The sequence below is a fragment of the Actinoallomurus sp. NPDC050550 genome (genome assembly GCF_040655075.1).
Lineage (GTDB): Bacteria > Actinomycetota > Actinomycetes > Streptosporangiales > Streptosporangiaceae > Actinoallomurus.
In genome coordinates, this window is sequence record NZ_JBFAJC010000095.1 from 1 (window position 1) to 19,094 (window position 19,094).

At 66.6% G+C, this 19,094-nt stretch carries 18 protein-coding genes; 13 read left to right on the forward strand and 5 right to left on the reverse strand.

The window, feature by feature from the left end:
• The first annotated feature begins 257 nt into the window (after window positions 1-257).
• The 8 genes from AB0I04_RS52970 to AB0I04_RS53005 all read left to right on the forward strand — a co-directional run bounded on the left by AB0I04_RS52970 (window position 258) and on the right by AB0I04_RS53005 (window position 8,066).
• Window positions 258-1,040 (forward strand): SGNH hydrolase domain-containing protein, encoded by a 783-nt coding sequence (locus AB0I04_RS52970; RefSeq protein WP_360903917.1) that lies wholly within the window; start codon window positions 258-260, stop codon window positions 1,038-1,040.
• A gap of 33 nt (window positions 1,041-1,073) precedes the next feature.
• Window positions 1,074-1,955 (forward strand): SGNH hydrolase domain-containing protein, encoded by an 882-nt coding sequence (locus AB0I04_RS52975; RefSeq protein ID WP_360903920.1) that lies wholly within the window; start codon window positions 1,074-1,076, stop codon window positions 1,953-1,955.
• A gap of 88 nt (window positions 1,956-2,043) precedes the next feature.
• Entirely contained in the window at window positions 2,044-3,267 is a 1,224-nt protein-coding gene (locus tag AB0I04_RS52980; protein ID WP_360903923.1) for an acyltransferase, read from the forward strand.
• 468 nt (window positions 3,268-3,735) lie between these two features.
• Window positions 3,736-3,948, forward strand: a complete 213-nt coding sequence (locus tag AB0I04_RS52985; protein WP_360903926.1) for a hypothetical protein — start codon at window positions 3,736-3,738, stop codon at window positions 3,946-3,948.
• 239 nt (window positions 3,949-4,187) lie between these two features.
• Window positions 4,188-5,180, forward strand: coding sequence for an endonuclease/exonuclease/phosphatase family protein (locus AB0I04_RS52990; protein ID WP_360903929.1), 993 nt, complete (start codon window positions 4,188-4,190; stop codon window positions 5,178-5,180).
• A 16-nt stretch (window positions 5,181-5,196) separates the two neighbouring features.
• A complete protein-coding gene (locus tag AB0I04_RS52995) occupies window positions 5,197-5,781 on the forward strand; it encodes a hypothetical protein (protein ID WP_360903932.1) in 585 nt (194 codons plus the stop codon).
• Window positions 5,782-5,931: 150 nt separating this feature from the next.
• Window positions 5,932-7,113 carry a glycosyltransferase gene (locus tag AB0I04_RS53000; RefSeq protein WP_360903935.1) on the forward strand — a complete coding sequence of 394 codons (1,182 nt, stop codon included), beginning with the start codon at window positions 5,932-5,934 and terminating at the stop codon, window positions 7,111-7,113.
• Window positions 7,110-8,066, forward strand: coding sequence for an NAD-dependent epimerase/dehydratase family protein (locus AB0I04_RS53005; RefSeq protein WP_360903938.1), 957 nt, complete (start codon window positions 7,110-7,112; stop codon window positions 8,064-8,066). The genes AB0I04_RS53000 and AB0I04_RS53005 overlap by 4 nt, the downstream gene beginning before the upstream one ends.
• Before the next feature lie 91 nt (window positions 8,067-8,157).
• Here AB0I04_RS53005 and AB0I04_RS53010 read toward each other — a convergent pair whose 3' ends face one another.
• Window positions 8,158-9,126 carry a ribonuclease Z gene (locus tag AB0I04_RS53010; RefSeq protein ID WP_360903941.1) on the reverse strand — a complete coding sequence of 323 codons (969 nt, stop codon included), beginning with the start codon at window positions 9,124-9,126 and terminating at the stop codon, window positions 8,158-8,160.
• Between the two features lie 161 nt (window positions 9,127-9,287).
• On the opposite strand from AB0I04_RS53010, the gene AB0I04_RS53015 reads away from it, so the two are divergent.
• From AB0I04_RS53015 to AB0I04_RS53030, 4 genes are all read left to right on the forward strand, one after another.
• On the forward strand, window positions 9,288-10,574 hold the full coding sequence (locus tag AB0I04_RS53015; protein ID WP_360903944.1) for a nucleotide sugar dehydrogenase: 1,287 nt from the start codon (window positions 9,288-9,290) through the stop codon (window positions 10,572-10,574).
• A 610-nt stretch (window positions 10,575-11,184) separates the two neighbouring features.
• Entirely contained in the window at window positions 11,185-12,150 is a 966-nt protein-coding gene (locus AB0I04_RS53020) for a glycosyltransferase family 2 protein (RefSeq protein ID WP_360903947.1), read from the forward strand.
• 701 nt (window positions 12,151-12,851) lie between these two features.
• Complete coding sequence (locus AB0I04_RS53025) at window positions 12,852-13,211, forward strand: GtrA family protein (RefSeq protein WP_360903950.1); 360 nt, start codon at window positions 12,852-12,854, stop codon at window positions 13,209-13,211.
• A 64-nt stretch (window positions 13,212-13,275) separates the two neighbouring features.
• Entirely contained in the window at window positions 13,276-13,509 is a 234-nt protein-coding gene (locus AB0I04_RS53030) for a hypothetical protein (protein WP_360903953.1), read from the forward strand.
• A gap of 24 nt (window positions 13,510-13,533) precedes the next feature.
• On the opposite strand, the gene AB0I04_RS53035 is transcribed toward AB0I04_RS53030, so the two are convergent.
• Together AB0I04_RS53035 and AB0I04_RS53040 are read right to left on the reverse strand one after the other, a co-directional pair.
• A complete protein-coding gene (locus tag AB0I04_RS53035) occupies window positions 13,534-13,740 on the reverse strand; it encodes a hypothetical protein (protein ID WP_360903956.1) in 207 nt (68 codons plus the stop codon).
• Window positions 13,741-13,802: 62 nt separating this feature from the next.
• A complete protein-coding gene (locus AB0I04_RS53040; protein WP_360903959.1) occupies window positions 13,803-14,600 on the reverse strand; it encodes a hypothetical protein in 798 nt (265 codons plus the stop codon).
• Window positions 14,601-15,069: 469 nt separating this feature from the next.
• Between AB0I04_RS53040 and AB0I04_RS53045 the strand changes: the two genes are divergently transcribed.
• The gene (locus AB0I04_RS53045; protein ID WP_360903962.1) at window positions 15,070-15,243 is read left to right on the forward strand and encodes a hypothetical protein; all 174 of its coding nucleotides are present in this window, start codon (window positions 15,070-15,072) and stop codon (window positions 15,241-15,243) included.
• A gap of 7 nt (window positions 15,244-15,250) precedes the next feature.
• Here AB0I04_RS53045 and AB0I04_RS53050 read toward each other — a convergent pair whose 3' ends face one another.
• Both AB0I04_RS53050 and AB0I04_RS53055 read right to left on the reverse strand, forming a co-directional pair.
• Window positions 15,251-18,334 (reverse strand): DUF4082 domain-containing protein, encoded by a 3,084-nt coding sequence (locus AB0I04_RS53050; protein WP_360903965.1) that lies wholly within the window; start codon window positions 18,332-18,334, stop codon window positions 15,251-15,253.
• Between the two features lie 537 nt (window positions 18,335-18,871).
• On the reverse strand, window positions 18,872-19,094 hold a 223-nt coding region (locus AB0I04_RS53055), incomplete at its 5' end, for a hypothetical protein (RefSeq protein WP_360903968.1).

The window sequence follows — 19,094 nt, forward strand, 5'->3', positions numbered from 1 at the left end:
CTCATCCGTCAACGTCACCTCGGCCACCGGCCGACCCCTGCGAGCCAGCCAGCAACCCCACAATTCTTCAACGAATTTCAGACGCGAGACACTAGATGTTCGATTTCAACCGCGCCCATTGCGCTTTACAGGTCTGAGCTTTGCCGGAAGGTCAACGACTGACAGATCATGGTTGGTCACTGTCAGTGATATCGTGACCAATTGATCTTGCGAATGGACGGCCGGCGCGGGGGGCGAAGGTGCGGATCATCAGGTCGGTGAAGGTGGGTGCGCTTGCTGCGGTACTCGGAGCGGTCGCGGGCTGCGGCCACGCTACGCGGAGCGCCCCAGACCTCAAGAACGCGGCGCCGCTGGGCACGGCGAAGCTCTCCCCGGAGGTCAAGGGGCTGACCGTCCTGGTGGTGGGCGACTCCTGGGCGCGCAACCTCGGCGTCGGCATGGCGAACGTGGGCAAGGCCGGTGGGAACACCGTGGTGAACGCGGCCCAGGGCGGTTGCGGCATCATGCTGCCGACCAAGGACGCGGCAGGCGGCCGGGTGGTGCCGACCCGGCCGGCCTGCAGGAGCTGGCCTGAGCAGTGGCCCCGGCTGGTCGAGCGGTACCGGCCACAGGCGGTGGTGCTGTACACCGCGTACTGGGACCAGACGCCACAGGTAATCGACGGCGGCCGGCCGCGCGACCTCGGCGACCCGGTATTCCGGCAGCGGTACCAGGCCAACATGGACCGGGCCATCGGGCTGCTGGGCGCGCACGGTGCCGCAGTGTTCGTGGGCACCGCGATGATCGGTAAGAGCGACCAGAGTCGTACGGCTCACCTCATGAACCGCGAGGTGGAGGCGGCGGTCCGGCGCAACACCGGCCGCAACGTCCATCTGCTGGACGTACGGCATCAGCTGTGCGTGCACGACGACTGCCCCGCCCGTATCGCCGGCATCGACGTCTACGACGAGACCGCCCACCCGACCGCTCCGGCTCACGACCGGCTCGGCAACTGGATCCTCAACACCGTATGGGGGACCGTCGGCCGCGCGACCGGATGACCCATGTTCATCTCCGCGAGGAGGAGAGTGCCGGTGTTCGGTGTCACGAGCCGGGCGATGTTGCGCACGATGGCGGTCGGCTGCTGCGCGTTGGACCTGTTGGTGGCCGGCGCCGGCCGAGCGGCGACCCGACCACCGGATTCCGTACGGCCGTCCACCAGGCTCACGGCGAGCCCGCAGGTCCCCCCGCTGGGCGACGCGGCCGTACGACCCGAGGTCCGAGACCTGAGCGTTCTGGTGGTCGGGGACTCCTGGGGCACGATCCTCAGCATCGGGATGGAAAAGATGGCCAACCTCTCCGCGGACCGGCACAATCTCGTGATCAAAGCGGCCCGGGCCGGCTGCGGCATCATGCAGCCCACCAGGATCCTGATCCTGTTCAGGGGGCAGCTCATCACCAATCCGGGCTGCAACGACTGGCCGGAGTACTGGCGGGGCCTGGTGGCCAGGTTCCATCCGCAGGCGGTGCTGCTGGAATCCGGAATCTTCGACACCCACAACCCGCAGCAGCTACCCGGTCAGGACCACGCGACGACCATCACCGATCCAGTGTTCCGGGCACAGTTCGACACACAGATCGACCGGGCCATCCGCGTGCTGGGCGCCGGCGGGGCCCGGGTGTTCCTGACGACCCTCAGCGACCTTCCGAAGCCTTACTGGAACCTCGTCAACGGGAGCTGGTCGGTCGCGATGAACGCCGCGCTGCATGCCGCCGCCGAGCGCAATCCGGCCGTTCGGCTGCTCGACATGCACGGCCAGATGTGCACCGACGACAGGGACTGCCCAGCGGTGATCTCCGGCATTCCCGTCTACGACGAAACAACGCACCCTACCCCCGTCGCACGCGACCGGCTGGCCGCATGGATCCTCAACTCCATCTACGCCGATCTCCACGCCCATGCGTCCCGACAGTGACCCGCGTCAGCCGAACCCGGCACCGGGCCTTCCCCATTCGCGACCGGCTCACCCACCGGGTCCTCCACGCGGCGCGGGCGGTCCCCATATGACCACGGCACCGGTCGTCTCCGCCGGTCGGCGGGGACAGCTCCGGAGCGTGTCCCACATCCCAGCGGTGGACGGGCTGCGCGCGCTGGCCGTCCTCGCCGTGATCGCCTACCACTTCGGCCTGCCGCTGCACGGCGGGTTCCTCGGCGTCGACCTGTTCTTCGTGATCTCGGGCTATGTGATCACCCGTCTGCTGCTCGCGGAACGGGCCCGTACCGGAACGACCCGGCTCGCGGCGTTCTGGGCCCGCCGGGCCCGCCGCCTGTTCCCGGCGGTGCTGGCCGTGCTGATCGCCGTCCAGGCATGGATGCACCTGTGTGCCGGGGCGACGATGCGCAACACCGTCAACTCCCAGACACTCGCCGCGCTGGTATACGGCTCAAACTGGTATTCGATCTTCGCCGAGGTCGGATACTGGGGGATGCCCGTCGACCGGGCGCCGCTCAACCACCTGTGGTCGCTGGCGGTCGAGGAGCAGTACTACCTGGTCTGGCCGCTGGTCTTCGTCGTGCTGATGGGCATGGTCGGCTCGCGCCGGATACTGGCGTGTGCCGCCCTGCTCTGCGCGGTGTGCGCCTACACCGCGATGCACCTGCTGTTCGTACCCGGAGCGCCCGACCGCGCCTACCTGGGCACCGACTGCCGCGCCGGCGCGCTGGCGCTCGGCGCGCTGCTCGCCGTCCTCACCGTCTCGCCGGCGGTCGTCGACCGCAGCCTGCCCGCCCGCGCGACCACTCCGGTGGCCGTCCTCGCCGGGGCGTGCCTCGCCTGGCTCTGGTGCAACGCACACCTGGACGACCGCGGCCTGTACAGCTGGCAGCTGGCCCTCGCGGGGATCGCGGCGGCCGCGCTCATCGGCTCGCTCGTGCTCACCGCGGACGGTCTTCCTGCGAGAATCGTCGGCTCTCGGCCGCTGGTCGCCATCGGCAAGGTCAGCTATTCGCTCTACCTCTGGCACTGGCCGATCTGGGTCTTCGTCTCCGCCGCCGTCACCCGGTGGCCCGCCTCCGGCCGTCTCACCGTGGCCGCGATCGCCACGGCCGTCATCGCGACCGCCTCATACCACCTGGTGGAGAACCCGCTGCGGTACACCCGTATGCCGATGAGGTTCCTGGTCCCTGGAATCCTGGCCGTCGCGGCCATGGTCGCCTGCGCAGCGGTTCTCTTCCAGCCGTCCACTCCGGTCGAACAGCGCGACGACGTCCGTGTCAGCGGACCATAGATGGTTGACCGGATCATCCCTTCGCGGCTGCTGTCGCAGGCCGAGTACGACGTGCGGGTGCGCCGCGGCCGATCACGCCTCATGGCCGGCACCGAATATCCGATCAACTATCAGTGTCCAACACCTGAAATTCGTCGGCAAAATCGTGCTAGGGATCCGAGGATCTTCTCGGCCGTCTTGGTCCACACGAACGGCCGGAGATTGGTATTCCAGTCGGCGATCCAGTCCCGGATGTCGACCCCGAGAGCTTGCACGCTCTTGTGGACCCCGGCGGATCTTCTGGTAACTCAGGAAGCCGAACCAGCGTTCGACCTGACGTCGAGGGCCTGGTCAATATTTTCCCGTTGCGGAAACTCTTTGACCGGCCAGCCATCCAAATTGTGATCATTCTCTGGCTAGCATGATCTAGGTCATGTACATTTCGGGGGGACTTTCATCATGAATGTCACAAAGATACAAGGCATAGCCGTGGGACTCGCGCTCACGGCGACCGCCACGCTCACCTCGTCGACCGACGCGGCCGCCGAGACCGGCGGCCGGCTTCAGGCCGCGAGCATCTGCCAGTCCGTTGACGGCATCAACGCGTACGCGAACCAGTACGGCTTCACACCTCGCTACGTGGCTCAGATGTGCAACCAGAACGCGGGTACGCACTGGAACGTGATGGACTTCCGCGGCTAGCGAGGGCATTCCCGGACGATCTCGTGGCCGTTGGACCGGTCACAGGTCGTGGTTACCGTCGAAGGGCAAGCGTGAGCGGCCGCGCGGGCTGACGCCGGCCGCTCACGTTCATGGCGACCCACCGAGGCCACTCAGTCGAAGCAAGGGATCGATGTTACTCTGAGCAATGGATCATAGCGGAGCGTCACATCGACCTGTTTCCGATCGACCCAGGAGAGACGGGGTCTCCCATGAACACGATGACTGCGGACTCGCGCGATACGACGGTGCGCTCGCGTGCGCGCGACATTCTCCACCGGCCGATGACATGGGTCCTCGTCATCTGTGCGGGCTGGGCGGTCGCCCGTCTCGTCGGCGTCGACAGGGTGCCGCTTCTGGCCGGACTGCTCGTCCCGATCCTGACCTTCACGCCGTATGCCGCCGTCGTCTCGGTCGTCCTCGTCGTCCTCACTCTGGCGTTCCGTCACTGGAAGGCCTTCGGTGTCGCTCTGGCGGTGTCGGCGGCGTTCGCCGCCGCCGTGCTTCCCCGCGCCGTCGGTAATGCCGCGCCCGTGGCCGGAGGCCCGGTGCTGCGGATCCTCACGGCCAATCTCCGTCTCGGGCAGGCAGACCCCCACGCCCTCGTCGATCTCGTGCGCCGCACGCACGCGGATCTACTGAGCATGCAGGAGTTCACGCCCCGGGCCGGCGCCGCCTTCGACCGGGCGGGGCTGGGACACCTTCTGCCCTACAAGATCGCCACGCCGCTCGGGAGCGCGCTGGGATCGGCCCTGTACGCACGTTGGCCGCTCCACCCGCGCCCGATGTTCCAGGTGCACCTCGTCGGCCTCGCGATACCCCATGCCGAGCTGGACGTCCCCGGAGGACATCGCGTGGAGGTGATGGCCGTGCACCTCTCTCACCCGACGAACCCGACCGGACTCGGGCAGTGGAATCGCGCCTTCGTCATCCTCCCCACGGGACAGCATCAGGGCCCCGTGCGGATCCTGGCCGGTGATTTCAACGCCACGCTCGACCACACGTCCCTGCGGCGGCTGATCGGCGAAGGGTACGTCGACGCCGCGAACGAGACCGGAAACGGGTTGATCCCGACCTTCCGGCAGTGGTGGGTGCCGCCGATCACCCTCGATCACGTGCTCGCCGACGCGCGGTGCGGGGTGCGGCGAGTGACGGTGTACGACCTGCCCGGCAGCGACCACCGCGCCGTGTTCGCGGAACTCCGGCTGCCGTGATCGCCGAGGACGCCACATGAGGCCCGAGCGATTTCACCTGCTGTTCGTCTGCACGGCCAACATCTGCCGATCTCCCATGGCCGCGGAGCTCGCTCGGCTCAGGCTCGGGACGGCAGCGCGATCCGGGGACATCCTCGTGAGCAGCGCCGGGACCCATGGGCACGACGGAGCCGACATCGATCCGGACGCCGCCGCCGTACTCCGCTCCCTGGGCGGCGAGACGGCCGGCTTTGCCGCGCGAACCGTCACCGTACCGTTGCTGTCCACGGCCGATCTCGTCCTCACCGCGGAGCGCCGGCACCGCGCGGCCGTAGCGGCCCTCCACCCCTCAGCGCACGCCACGATGTTCACGATCCTGGAGTTCGCCCGGCTCGTCCGCCGGATCAGCCAGGATCGGCTCGCCGGCGAGGACATCACGGCCCGCGCGCAGTCGCTCGTCCGGGAGGCGGCTCGCATGCGTGGCATGTCTCCGCCCGGTCCGCCGGACGAGGACATCGCCGATCCGTATCAGGGCCCGGCCGAGGAATACCGCGCCTGCGCGACGGCGATCCAAGGGGCACTCGACCTGCCACTACGGCGCATCCTGTCCGGACCGCCATGACCGTGGCGGAATGCCGGCCGCGATCCCCGCCACCCGGCATTCCTCCGGGGGTTCGTGGTTCCCATTTCCTTTTCTTTAGCAACGCCAGATTGTGCGCACGGTGAGTTGCGGCTACGTACTCTCCGTGATCGATTCGTGGTGTGGGGGCGCATGGTGACTGACAATCGGATCAGAGTGATGCGGGTCATCACCCGGATGAACGTCGGTGGTCCGGCGCTTCAGGCGGTGGAGCTCATGCGGGGTCTTGACACCGGGCTCTTCGATCAGCGTCTCTACACGGGGGCGGTCGAACCGGGCGAGGCCGACTACCTGGACCTTCGCGCCCCCGACGTCACTCCGTACCGGAGTCCCGCGCTCGGGCGTTCGATCCGGCCGGGAGACGACGCCCGCGCCATCGCCGCGCTCGTCACCGAGATGCGCCGGTTCCGGCCGCACATCGTCCACACCCATACCGCCAAGGCCGGTCTGCTGGGCCGGGCCGCCGCCGTGCTGACCCGCGTGCCCGCGCGCGTGCACACGCACCACGGGCACCTGCTGCACGGCTACTTCTCCCCCGCCAAGACACGACTGGTGGTGGCCGCCGAGCGGGCCTCGGCCGCGATGACGGACCGGCTCGTCGCCGTCGGCGCTCGGGTCCGCGACGAGTTGCTCGCCGCCGGGGTCGGCCGCCCGGAGCAGTATGTCGTGGTGCCGCCGGGCGCCGCACTCGGCCCGCTTCCCAGCCGCGCCGCGGCCCGGATGGCGCTGGGAATCCGCGGCGACGGCCCGGTCGTCGCGTACGTGGGCCGGCTGACACGGATCAAGCGGCCGGACCGGCTGGTGGGCGTGGCCCGCCAGGTGCGCCGCCTACAGCCCGAGGCCCGGTTCATCGTCTGCGGGGGCGGTGATGCCATGCCGGAGGTCGAGGCCGCCGCCAAGACCTCCCGGGGCAGGTTCACGCTGCTGGGCTGGCGTGCCGATGTCGAGACGGTCTACGCCGCCGCCGACCTGGTGATCCTCACGTCCGACAACGAGGGCATGCCGGTCTCGCTCATCGAGGCCGGGCTGGCGGGGCTGCCCTGCGTCGCGACCCACGTGGGAAGTGTCGCCGAAGTGGTACGGCACGAGGAGACCGGGCTGCTCGCGCGCTGCGACACACACGAGCTCACCTGTCACATCGTGCGGCTGCTCCGGGACGAACCACTGCGCCGCAAGATGGGAGACGAGGCGCGCGCGTGGACGACGCGACGATTCGGCCCGCAAAGGCTGGTGTCCGACATCGGGGAGATCTACGCGTCGATCGCCGAGGCGCGGGGCTGGTGGCCCGCCCGCGCGGAAGAGGTGGTCCGGTGAGGGTCGTGGTCACCGGCGGTGCCGGCTTCATCGGCGGCAATCTGTGCCGGGAGCTCACGGCGCGGCCGGGCGTCGACAAGGTCATCGCCCTCGACGACCTCAGCACCGGCCGTATCGAGAACCTCGACGGCTCCGGGGCGGAGCTCATCAAGGGCAGCATCCTGGACCAAGGGCTGCTGGCCGAGGTCGTGGCAGACGCGGACGCGGTCGTGCATCTCGCCGCCCGCCCGTCGATCCCGCGTTCGCTGGCGGCGCCGGTGGCCAGCCACCACGCCAACGCCACCGGCACGCTGCTCCTCCTTGAGGCGTGCCGCCCCAACTCGGTGCACGTGGTCGCCGCCTCCTCGTCGTCGGTCTACGGGGCGACGCCGGATCTGCCGAAGCACGAGGATCTGCCCACGCGTCCGCTCAACCCCTACGGCGCGAGCAAGCTCGCCGCCGAGGCATACGTCCTGGCGTACGGTGCCAGCTTCGGGCTGCCCGTCCTGCCGCTGCGTTTCTTCAACGTCTACGGCCCTCTGCAGTCGGCCGGGCATGCCTACTCGGCCGTGATACCGAGGTTCATCGACGCCGCATTACGGGGCGAACCGCTGGTCGTCCACGGGGACGGCCTGCAGACGCGTGACTTCACGTACGTCGGCACGGTCGTGGCGATGCTCGCCGACGCGGTACTTCACCGGGTGACGAGCGCACGGCCGGTGAACCTCGCGTTCGGTACCCGGGTGTCGATCCTCGAACTCACGGAGCGGCTGTCCGCCCTGCTGGGCCGGCCGGTGGAACTGGTGCACGTCCCGCCACGCACCGGAGACGTACGCGACTCACAGGCCGCCGACGCGCGGTTGCGCCGTCTCTTTCCCCGCGTCGGAGCGGTCCCGCTGGATACCGGGCTCGAGCGGACGGTCGCGTGGTTCCGCGACCGGACGGCCTCCCCCCGGGACCCCGCGATGCCCTGACCGCCGGCGTCGTACCCGCGCAGCGCGGTGGCCGGGCGCTGTGCCTGCCGTGGTGGCACAGCGGCCCCGTGGTGCGGAGAGCGTTCGGCGGTCAGACCGAGGTGGTCTCGGGGCCGGATGTCGGCTCGAGTCGGCGGCGTGGCGGCACGGGCACCCGGTCGAGGTCGCGCGCGAGCACGATGTCGCCGCCGAACGCGGCCGCCGCCTCGTCGGCGAACCGCAGCTGATCCTCGGCGGGGTACCGCTCGGAGAAGTGAGTGAGGACCAGGCGCCGCACCCCGCACTCCGCGGCGATCTCGCCTGCCTGCGCGGCGGTGAGATGCCCATATTCGGCCGCCAGCCGGGCATCCGCCCCCAGGAAGGTGGATTCGATGATCAGAAGGTCGACGCCGTCAGCGAGCCGCATGATGGCGTCGCAGAGCCGGGTGTCCATGACGAAGGCGGCCTTCTGCCCGGGGCGGGGCACACTGCATTCGGTCCGCGTGACCGTACGGCCGCCCGGAGCGGTCACGCGTCCAACGCGTTGCAGCTCCCCGACCAGTGGGCCGCCGAGCCCGTACTCGGTGAGCTTCTCGGGCAGCATGGTGAAGCCGTCCGGCTCCACGAGGCGGTAACCGTAGGATTCGACAGGGTGCGAGAGCCGGCGCGCGGTCAGGGTGAACGGCGCGTCCGCGGTGTCGATCCACGCCTCGTCACCTTCGATCGGCTGTTCGGCGACGACGTCGGTGTCGGCGAACACCGCCGCGTGGCGAAGCCGCCGCCAATAGACGCTGCCGCTCGCCGGGAACACCGCGCGTACGGGATGTTCGACCCCGTCGCGGGCGATCCGCTGGATCACGCCGGGCACGCCGAGACAGTGGTCGCCGTGGAAGTGCGTCAGGCAGATCCACCGGATGTCGTGCGCGCTCACGCCCGCGTTCAGCATCTGCCGCTGCGTGCCCTCGCCGGGATCGAACATGATGCCGTGACCGTCCCAGCGCAGCAGGTAGCCGTTGTGGTTGCGGGCCCGGGTGGGCACGGCGCTGGCGGTGCCGAGAACGACGAGATCACGCGTTGACATGGTCCCATCATGCTCCCGGCCGAGATCGCCGCGGCCCGGATGACGGCCGGAGCGGCCACCCGGATCCGCCGGTCGGGTGGGGGCGTGTCGATCAGCGACCTCACAGATCATCACGATTAGCATGCAGCTGCTGACCGTAGGTAATGCTCCAGTGAGGCGCGATGAACCAGCCACGGGACGATCGAGCGGTCGAATGGGACCTCGCCGTGATCGGGCTCGGCTACGTCGGAATGCCGATCGTCCGTGAGGTGTCGCGAAGCGGGATGCGCGTCGTGGGTGTCGACGTCGACGAGCGCCTCGTCGGCCGCCTGAACGCGGGCGTCTCCCATGTCGACGACCTCTCCGATGGGGAGGTCGCGGGGCTGGTCGCCCAGGGGTTCCGCGCGACGACCGATCACGAGGTGCTGGCCGGGGCCGGCACCGTGCTCATCTGCGTTCCCACGCCCCTCGACCGCGACCGGCGGCCCGATCTGAGCGCCGTGGTCGGAGCCGCGGAGATGGTCGCCGGACGGCTGTCGCCGGGCACGCTCGTCGTCCTGGAATCGACGACCTGGCCGGGCACGACGGAGGAGGTCGTGCAGCCGCTGCTGGAGAAGAGCGGGCTCATCGCGGGCACCGACTTCCACCTGGCCTACTCGCCGGAGCGCATCGACCCGGGCAATCCCGTCTTCGGTCTGCGCAACACACCGAAGATCGTCGGCGGGCTCACGCCCGCCTGCCTAGACCGGGCGGTGTCCTTCTACGGCAAGTTCGTGGAGCAGATCGTGCCGGTCCGCGGCACCCGCGAGGCCGAGATGGCCAAGCTGCTGGAGAACACCTATCGTCAGGTCAACATCGGCCTGGTCAACGAGATCGCGATGTTCTGCGACGAGCTCGGGATCGACGTCTGGGAGACCATCGCGGCGGCGGCCACCAAGCCGTTCGGCTACGAGGCGTTCCGGCCCGGTCCCGGTGTCGGGGGGCACTGTATCCCGATCGACCCGAGCTACCTGTCGCATCGCGTGCGGCGGCTCGGCTACCAGTTCCAGTTCGCCGAGCTCGCCCAGCAGATCAACGACCGGATGCCCACTTACGTCGCCGAGCGCGCCGCGCGGCTGCTGCACCGGCATGGGCACTGCGTCAGCGAAGCGGGCATCGCGCTGCTCGGCGTGACCTACAAGCCGGACATCGCCGACGACCGCGAGTCGCCGGCCCGCCCGCTGGCCCGCCGGCTGCACGCCTCCGGAGCGAGGATCCGTTACGTCGACCCGCTCGTGGACGAGTGGTCGGTCGACGGGGTGGAGGTGACGCGCTGCGCGGACTTGGACACCGCGCTGGAGGGCACCGACCTCGCCATCCTCCTGCAGCCGCACCGGGCCTTCGACCTGGACCTGATCACGGCCAAGGCCCGCCTGCTGTTGGACACCCGCGGTGTGCTGCCGATCTCGGACAACGTCGAACGCCTCTGACCACCGCGTGGCCCTAGTTGTGCCGCGTCCAAGATCGTTGTTCGTGTAATTGATCTTTAGCCGGGTGCGGGCCAGGCTGCTTTCGAGTGCGATCTCGGAGGCGGTTGATGGGACGTCCCCGGAAGTGTTCGTCCGGCCGGTCGCGATGAGCGAAGCTCCCGGTCGCGGGCGACCTGGAGCATGTCGCCGCAGATATCGATCAGCGTTACATAGGCGCGGGCGGCGGCGTCCAGATAATGGCGATTATCTGCGCCACTAACACCGGGACAGCGAGAACTTCGACCAGAAGTATTAGGCATGCCACCGAAATAAGGAGAGCTGCCAGCGGGCGACACAAAACCGGATCAATCCCGTCGGCCACGATTCGGTCGCCTGGAAGAACGACCGTGCGGTAGACCGGATATTCAAACCTGGCTTGCGAACAAACCGGTCACCTTACCTCTTTGCGTCGCCAGTGCCAGAAATCCGCCATTTAAGCTTTGGAAGTAAAGGAAGAGGTCAGCACGCGGAATTAATTGATCAATTCCCATCCGGCGACAGTAGATCCCGGCCAGAACCGGAAATGCTGCACTGAGATCGAGCCGGCTCTAACCAGCTCCGTGAGGTGCTCATGTTCGTTTCCGTCGTCGTCCCATGCTACCGGTCGGCACAGACGCTGCCAGAGCTCGTCGCCCGGCTCGCCGCCGTCCTTCCAGGCGCGGCCATCGAACACGAAATCGTTCTGGTCGTCGACGGCAGCCCAGACGACACATGGGACGTCGCCGCCGATCTGGCGCGCAGCCACCGGGAGGTTCGAGCGATTCAGCTGGCACGCAACTACGGCCAGCACAACGCCCTGATCGCCGGCGTGCGCGCCGCCCGTCACGACATCATCGTGACGATGGACGACGATCTTCAGCACCTGCCGGAGGAAGTACCGCGCCTGCTCGCCGCGCTCACGGATGACATCGATCTCGTTTACGCATGCCCACGGGAGGAGGAGCACGGGCTGGCCCGCAGTCTCGCGTCCCAGCTGGTGAAAATGACGCTGTCCGGCCCGCTCGGGGTCCCGGACGCCAGGTCCATCAGCGCCTTCCGGGCGTTCCGCATGTTCCTTCGCGACGGCTTCGACGGCCTGACCGGCCCGCATGCGTCGATCGATGTGGCCCTGTCCTGGGGCACCACCCGTATCGGATGCGTCGACGTGCGTATGGACCACCGCATGTCCGGACGGTCCGGCTACACCCTGTCAAGCCTGATGCGTCATGCGGTCAACCTGCTCGTCGGTTACAGTACGGCACCACTGCGATTCGTCAGCGGCCTCGGCCTGGTAGTCGGGGCGTTCGGGCTGCTCCTGGTCGGCATCGTGTTGTGGAGCTACCTCACCGGCGCGATCACTGTCGCGGGATTCACCAGCGTGGCCTCGATGATCGCACTCTTCTCGAGCGCCCAGATACTCGGAATCGGGGTGCTCGGCGAGTATCTGGGCCGTGTACACGCGTGTGGCATGGGCCGCCCCACATACGTCATCCGCAGCGAGATCGACCGGGCGGCCGCTGAGGAGACGGTAGACCTGCGATCCGACGTCCTCTCCTAGCTAGCGCCCGCCATCGCGCCATCACGGCCCGTAGTACGAGACGCGTGCTCTCCACGACGCGGTCCAGCTCGCGACAACAGATCGAAGGGCACATGCACGAGGCAAAGCCTGGGCGATTTGCGGCCAAGGAGCGAGAGCGTGGCGGGGCGTTCCACTACCAACCTCTGCACGCCGCACCTGCGGGCGTCCTTACGGCTGCCGCTCTTCGCCTATCTTTCAATGCTGGGGCTGGACAAGGCCGACAAGCTTGCTGCTGGATGTCGTGGATCGGGAACGCCCGGGCCGGCCGGACGCCGCGGACGAAGGTGATGGCATCGCCGATCTTCACCCAGGGGCCGGATGCCGGGACCAGCAGGGTGTCGACCTCGTCGGTGGGGACGAAGAGGGAGTCTCCCGGGTGGTAGGGGCCGTCCACGATGAACCCGAGGTTCGGGCAGCCGGGGTCCCTTCGGCAAGGTGAACGGCAAATGGATGACGGTGCTCCGCACGAGGCTCGAACCAGCGGAAGGCCCGCGGGCGGAGTGTGCTGACGGACCGATCTGGATCACTGAAGCGATATCGGCGGCGCCCCCCGATCGCTAGATAGAACGATGATCCCGCCGTGTCGGCGGCATCCGGCGCTCCACACCGGGGGGCGCCCGCCGTGGCCACCTCAACTCTCAACCGACCGGCCGCCGACGATTGCTCCCATCGACGAGTTCATGTACTACGCTCTTCTTGGCCTGGGGTTGCTGGTCGCCAATAATGCGGTGCCCTATCTTTTATTGATCGTGATCGGCCATTTCGGCACCACGATGATCGTCTATCCGCTGTACCGCCTGATCGTCTTCAAAGTCTCCGGTGAGGGCTGGTTGTCCGGCTACCTGCGCTTCTACGCGGTCGGGTTGAGCTTTCTCGGCGCGTCCGTCATCGGCCTGCCTCTTCTAGTGGAGTTCGCCGGACTTCCCCTGATGATGGCGCAGGCGCTGATAATCCTGCTGAGCCCACCGTTGAGTTACGCGATAAATCGGACCTGGACGTTCCGGAAACGCGGCAACGTCGGACCATGGCGACATATGTGACGCCGTTCGGCAAAGGCGGTGGGCGCTGTCGGCGCCTTCTTCCCGCGGATGAGTGCGACCGGCCATGACAGTGCGGAACGGTTCCGAAACGGGCGTCGCGGTCTCAGCGCAGGCCGATGCCGGCGGTGTGCCCGCAGCCCGGCCAGGTCGCGTGTACCTGCTCATCGGCCAGCTCGGCCTCGGCGGTACGGAGAAGCAGCTCGTCCTGCTCGCCGACGGCCTGTGCGGCCGGGGCGTCGACACGAGCGTGCTCGTGATGTTCGAGGGAGGTCCACGTGATGAGGCCCTCAGCGCCTGAGGCGTGCTTCCTCGGCCATACGCATCATCGCGACCTGGAGTACGAGACGACGGTCTCGACGACGCAGTCCAACTCCGCCTCGTTCATCGCGGCGAAGAGCGGTAGCCGGACGAGCGGGTCCGCGACGTCCCCGGTGACGTCGCATCCGCCCGGCGCCACGCGTCCGTACCGGAGTCCCGCGGGCGTTCCGTGCAACGGCTGGTAGCGGAAGGTGGCCTGAGAGGAGAGCACTCATCTCCAGGGCCTCGCTACATAGGTGCGATTGAACGGCATAGCCGAGCTTTCGGACAGAGTCATTCGTCCTCTTCTTTCCCCGTTCCCAGCAATCCGCGACGGAGAAGGTGGACGGTGAAAACACTGAGCACAGGCTCGAAGCCGTAGTCGGCCCAGCGACGCTGCACTCGGACATTGCTGCTTTGGGTCGTGCAGACCACGCCTCCGAGCCCGCGCGCCTCCGCCCGGCCCTCCATTCCGCCGAGCAGGTGGGCGTAGAGTCCGGCCCCCTGGGCGCCGGAGACCATGCCGCCGAGCGCGAACTCGGCGACGCCGCTCGCATCCCCATAGGTAAGGAAACCGAGCATCGTGGGCCCATCTTCGTTGTAACCGGTGTTCCGGAGAGCGACGACACCGCTCCTGATCTCCCTGCGAGCCCATTCCTGGTAACCCGCGAGCGCCAGTTCGGAATCGAAGAGTGGATTGGCGAGATAGTGGTTGCTGTAACCACGGAAGGCGTCGGCGACCATGGCATCCATAGCCGCGGCGGTCACGCTATCGACGATCTCAAGGCCGCGCGGCGGCGGAGGGCGCCGTCCCTTGCCCGTGACGAGTCTCCACCCGACGAGATTGTCGGCGATGATGGCGGTCCGATCGAGTTCGGTCAGGGCCGCGAACCACCTCATTCGGTCGGCCGGATAACGCAGGATCACGACATCCGCCGTTGAGGCATGGAGCGTGTCCAGCACGTCGTCAAGCGTGGCCGCCGATGCCGCGGAGACGGAGACACGGTCGACCTTGATGCCGAACCGGGACGATTCGCACGGAGACGGCGCAGCTACCACGCCTGGCGCCAATGCAACGTCGTGCCAACTCATGGATGCCTCCGAATTCGCGCGATCGACAAAAGATCCCTCAATTAAGACAAAGGACAGAGTTCGCCGGCAAATCCCTCTGATATTCAATTCTATGTATCCACGCCGAGCGATCGATGCGCGCTCGCGTCAATTAATGTATTGTGCCTGACAAAGCTTTTGAGCCGGCCGACACCCTATGAGGGGCGACACAGGCACCTAGGCAACAAGCGGGCACCAACCCGCAGCGGGAAACCATCGCTCGTACCATCGCGCGACGGCGGGCGGAAGTGTTCATAAAATCGCCGATGCGGCCCATCGGCCGGCAATGGTGATGTTCGAGGGCGGTCCGCATGAGGACGCCCTCCGCGCCGCGGGCGTGCCGGTCGTTCACCTCGGTTTTCGGCCCGCTCGGCAGGCCGGCTGATGCCCGCGGCCAACGCGGCGGCGTTCGTGCGGCTTCGTCGGCCGGTTCCGCCACACCCGGCCCGACGTGCTGCACACGTTCCGGTACCACGGTTACGTGACGGCCGCTCCCGCCGCGCGGCCGGCGCGGGTTCCCGTGCTCGTGCTCGTCGCGCCAAAGGTGAGGGCGATGACGATGGCCGAACTCGTCGCCTCGCTCATCACGGATCGCCCGGAACCCAAGACCTTGATCCCGGACTAACTAAACGTTAGCTCGATGCTACGAACAGCACGTCGACCCAGTAGTTGGTGGTCTGGTAGGTCCCTGTGGGGAATGTGTTCGTGGCGCCGTAGGCGTACACGCCGTTCCCACCGGAATCAGCGCTCGCCGGCGCGGTCAAAGGAGCGTTGGTGTACGCACTGGTGAAATACGGCCGCGTCACAGAATAATAACCCGAAGACGTGAAATAAGACGCGATATACGTAGTATTCGCCGTCACCGGCACCGGGGTGGAGAAGTTCACCTGTTGCCAGCCGCTTGCTGTTTCGTTGGTGAAGGTCGCATTCGCCAGCAACGTCCCGCTCGAACTCCACAAACTTCCCACGTGAGTCCCCGTGTTCAACGAGCCCTTGTAGAACCGGATACCACTGATGAAACCGTTCACGGACGCCGTGAACTTCACTCCGAGGGTAACCGGCTGAGTATCGGGATTCGACGGGACGGAGGGAACAGCCGTGTCGTCCCACAGGCTGGACGTTGGCGTGAACACCACGTCGACCCAATAGTTGGTGGACTGGTAGGTCCCTGTGGGGAATGTGTTCGTGGCGCCGTAGGCGTACACGCCGTTCCCGCCAGAATCAGCGCTCGCCGGCGCGGTCAAAGGAGCGTTGGTGTACGCACTGGTGAAATACGGCCGCGTCACAGAATAAAAACCCGACGGCGTGAAGTAAGATGCGACATACGTAGTATTCGCCGTCACCCCCACCGGGCTGGAGAAGTTCACCTGCTGCCAGCCCGATGCCGACTCACCGGTGAAGGTCGCACTCGCCAGCAACGTTCCGCTCGAACTCCACAAACTTCCCACGTGAGTCCCCGTGTTCGACGAGCCCTTGTAGAACCGGATACCACTGATGAAACCGTTCGCGGACGCCGTGAACTTCACTCCGAGGGTGATCGGCTGAGTATCGGGATTCGACGGGACGGCGGGAACAGCCGTGTCGTCCCACAGGCTGAACCTTGGCGTGAACACCACGTCGACCCAGTAGTTGGTGGACTGGTAGGTCCCTGTGGGGAACGCGCTCGTGGCGCCGTAGGCGTACACACCGTTCCCGCCGGAATCAGCGCTCGCCGGCGCGGTCAAAGGATAGTTATTGTATGGATTTGTGAAGTACGGCCGCGACATGGCATAGTGGCCTGGCGTATGATAAGACGCGACATACGTGGTGTTCACACTAATTGTCACCGGGGTGGAGAAATTCACCTGCTGCCAGCCACTTGCTGTTTCATTGGTAAACGTTGCTTCCGCGAGTAGCGTCCCGGTAGAACTCCATAGATGGCCGACGTGCGTCCCCGTGTTGGCCGCGCCCTTGTAGAACCTTATTCCGGTGATTTGGCCAGAGGTGGTGGCCGTGAACTTCACCCCTACTTCTACGGACTGGGTATCGGTGCTCGCGTCCACGTCCGGGACAGTCGTCGACGACCAAAGCGTGCAACATGTCCCGCCTACGGTCACATTCACTGTGGTCGGATTCGTCTGGATGTTGCCGATATCATCGACTGCGCGAACGCTGATCGTCACGGGTCCGTTGCCGGTGGGCGTCCATTGGTACTGCCAGGCGCTTCGGCCGGTCGCCTTGAACCATCGTGTGCCGTCGAACGAGACTTCCACACCCCCGACGACGCCGCCCCCGGTATCGCTGGCCGTTCCCTGAATCGTGACCACCCTTCCCGTGGCCACACCGGCACCGCTCGACGGATTGGTGATCGTTGACGTCGGTGGAGACGTGTCCGTCGACTGGGTCGCCGGCACCAGGCCGGGCTGGAGGCTGGCCGGCTGAGTGCCCATGTCAGCGAAGAGGTTGACCGTCGCCTGCTGCATATTGATGTCCGTGGGGGTTCCGGCCCGATCGTGAAATGCGTCGAGCCCCCACGCCCACTGGGTGGTCCCCGCTCCGAAGACGAGCGCTCCGCTCGGAGCCCGGTAGAGCACCAGGCTGTGTGTGGCGCTCCCAGCGCCGTACTGGCTCCCGTAGTCGAGCAGGTATTGGGTGGCCGTGGTCACGGTCGTGCTCGAGAACCTGACCAGTCCGGGCGGTACGGTTGCGTCGTCGGGCGCCTCGTCGAACTCATACCCCAGCGTTCCTGCGGGAAAGGTCGCCGTCTGGCCGGGAGAAAGACTGGCGATCGACGTGTTGCGCCACAACCGCATGTCGCTGAACGCAGCGGGGACCCGTATCGAATCGTTGACGACCTGGTTGACCATGTACAGCGTGCCTGTCAGCGCGTTCTCCGGTCGCCCTCCGTCCGCCGGCGGGGAGTAACGCGGATCTCGCCACGTCCCCGTCCACGTCGAAGTCGGATCGAGCCTCGTGTTGTTCGCGAGCGTCTCCTTGTAGCAGACGAGTGTCCTGAACGAGGTGCCGTCCGCGATGCTGTTCTCCCACCTGGTCTTCCAGAACATCTCGTTTCCGGAGAAGAAGGTGAGGTTCACGCCGTTGTCGCGAGCGTTCTGCACGTTGGTCCGCATCTCGTTGGACCAGTATTCGTCATGGCCGGAGGACATGAAGACCTTGTGCCCGAGAATCTGCGCCGGCCGCATGGCGGTGTCCACGTCGGTGGTGTAGCTCACGTCGAACGCGTTCGCCTCGAGCCATCTGACCATCGGATATTCGGAATCGAAGAACCAGCTGTAAACAGAGCTCTCCCGAGTGTTGAACGGACGGTTGTAGCTCACCTTGAACGCCCGCCCCGCCGGGGCACCTGTATAGAGGCTGTTGCCGCCGTAGGAGTTGTACGCCTGCCACGTGGCATCAGACGTCTGCACCAGAAAATCCGAGTGACGTGTGTCGTCCCTGACGACGAAGATCATCTGGCTGGCCTCACCGGCCACGTCATCACGCACCAGCTTCGCGATGTAGACACCGGAGACCGCGCTCGCCGGCACATCCCATGAGGCCGATACCGCCCAGTTGCCACAGTCGATCAGGCCGGTCGTGCTGTCGGTCAGACAAGCCGGCTGCGTCTGCGGCAGGGCGGCGGACGGCTGAACCGTAGCGATCAGGCGCGCTCCCAGGCCGCTGTAGTAGCCCATGCGATAGATGTCCAGGTGATAGGCGGTCGCGGGAGTCAGCACCTTGAATTGTATGGTCTCCCCGTGGGCGACACTAATTTGAGTGGCATATCCCTGGATATTGGGGGAACCTGCTCCGGTGATATCCCATTGGCTGGGCGGGTTGCCAGGAAGGCTGTTCTCGATGCAAATGATTGACGTCGGCGGGCACCCGGCTCTACGAGCGCGGACCCCGCTCTTGGCAATTCGACGGCTTCTCAAAGACGATGCGGGGAGGGCTGAGCGTATGTCGGCCGATATAGGGGCGGGTACGTCTTTCGACGACGCTGCCGGTGGTGTCTGCGAACCACGCGCGACCTGAGGGACATGCTCAGCAGGCTTGTGTGCGGACGCATGCGAAGGACTCGAAACGCCCTGGAGCAGACAGATCAGGACAACCAGACTGGTCCCGCGTGCGATCCAGGGCCTCAGGCGCCGCCCGCGCCACAGCCCTTGCCTGTTCGCACCGTCTCGCACCTTCGGTCTGCTCAATTCATTAATCCTTGGTCACGTTAGCGGAGTGGTGTATGCGTCGACCTCCGCGTGATCCGTTGTTGCAGGTTAAGCGGTGATTGCTTGTTGGGTGGTGTTCTCGTACGGCGGGTCGCCGCTGATCACGCGGAGACGCGCTTCGGCGAGGAATTCCAGGCCCACGTAGCGGCGGACTTCAGCCCATTTCAGACAGTCCCAGTAGATACGGTTTGATTGATTGTGGGTGAGGTGCTTGGGGCCCAGTGGATGGGTTGTTCCCCGTCGAAAGTGGTTCCGCCGAGGTAGACGGCGG

Bases quoted from the DNA above. Each gene is read 5' to 3' on its own strand.
- AB0I04_RS53025 (WP_360903950.1), top strand. From the start codon at position 12,852: ATGTACTACGCTCTTCTTGGCCTGGGGTTGCTGGTCGCCAATAATGCG.
- AB0I04_RS53030 (WP_360903953.1), top strand. From the start codon at position 13,276: ATGACAGTGCGGAACGGTTCCGAAACGGGCGTCGCGGTCTCAGCGCAG.
- AB0I04_RS53015 (WP_360903944.1), top strand. From the start codon at position 9,288: ATGAACCAGCCACGGGACGATCGAGCGGTCGAATGGGACCTCGCCGTG.
- AB0I04_RS53040 (WP_360903959.1), bottom strand. From the start codon at position 14,600: ATGAGTTGGCACGACGTTGCATTGGCGCCAGGCGTGGTAGCTGCGCCG.
- AB0I04_RS52980 (WP_360903923.1), top strand. From the start codon at position 2,044: ATGACCACGGCACCGGTCGTCTCCGCCGGTCGGCGGGGACAGCTCCGG.
- AB0I04_RS52995 (WP_360903932.1), top strand. From the start codon at position 5,197: ATGAGGCCCGAGCGATTTCACCTGCTGTTCGTCTGCACGGCCAACATC.
- AB0I04_RS53020 (WP_360903947.1), top strand. From the start codon at position 11,185: ATGTTCGTTTCCGTCGTCGTCCCATGCTACCGGTCGGCACAGACGCTG.
- AB0I04_RS52990 (WP_360903929.1), top strand. From the start codon at position 4,188: ATGACTGCGGACTCGCGCGATACGACGGTGCGCTCGCGTGCGCGCGAC.
- AB0I04_RS53000 (WP_360903935.1), top strand. From the start codon at position 5,932: ATGGTGACTGACAATCGGATCAGAGTGATGCGGGTCATCACCCGGATG.
- AB0I04_RS53010 (WP_360903941.1), bottom strand. From the start codon at position 9,126: ATGTCAACGCGTGATCTCGTCGTTCTCGGCACCGCCAGCGCCGTGCCC.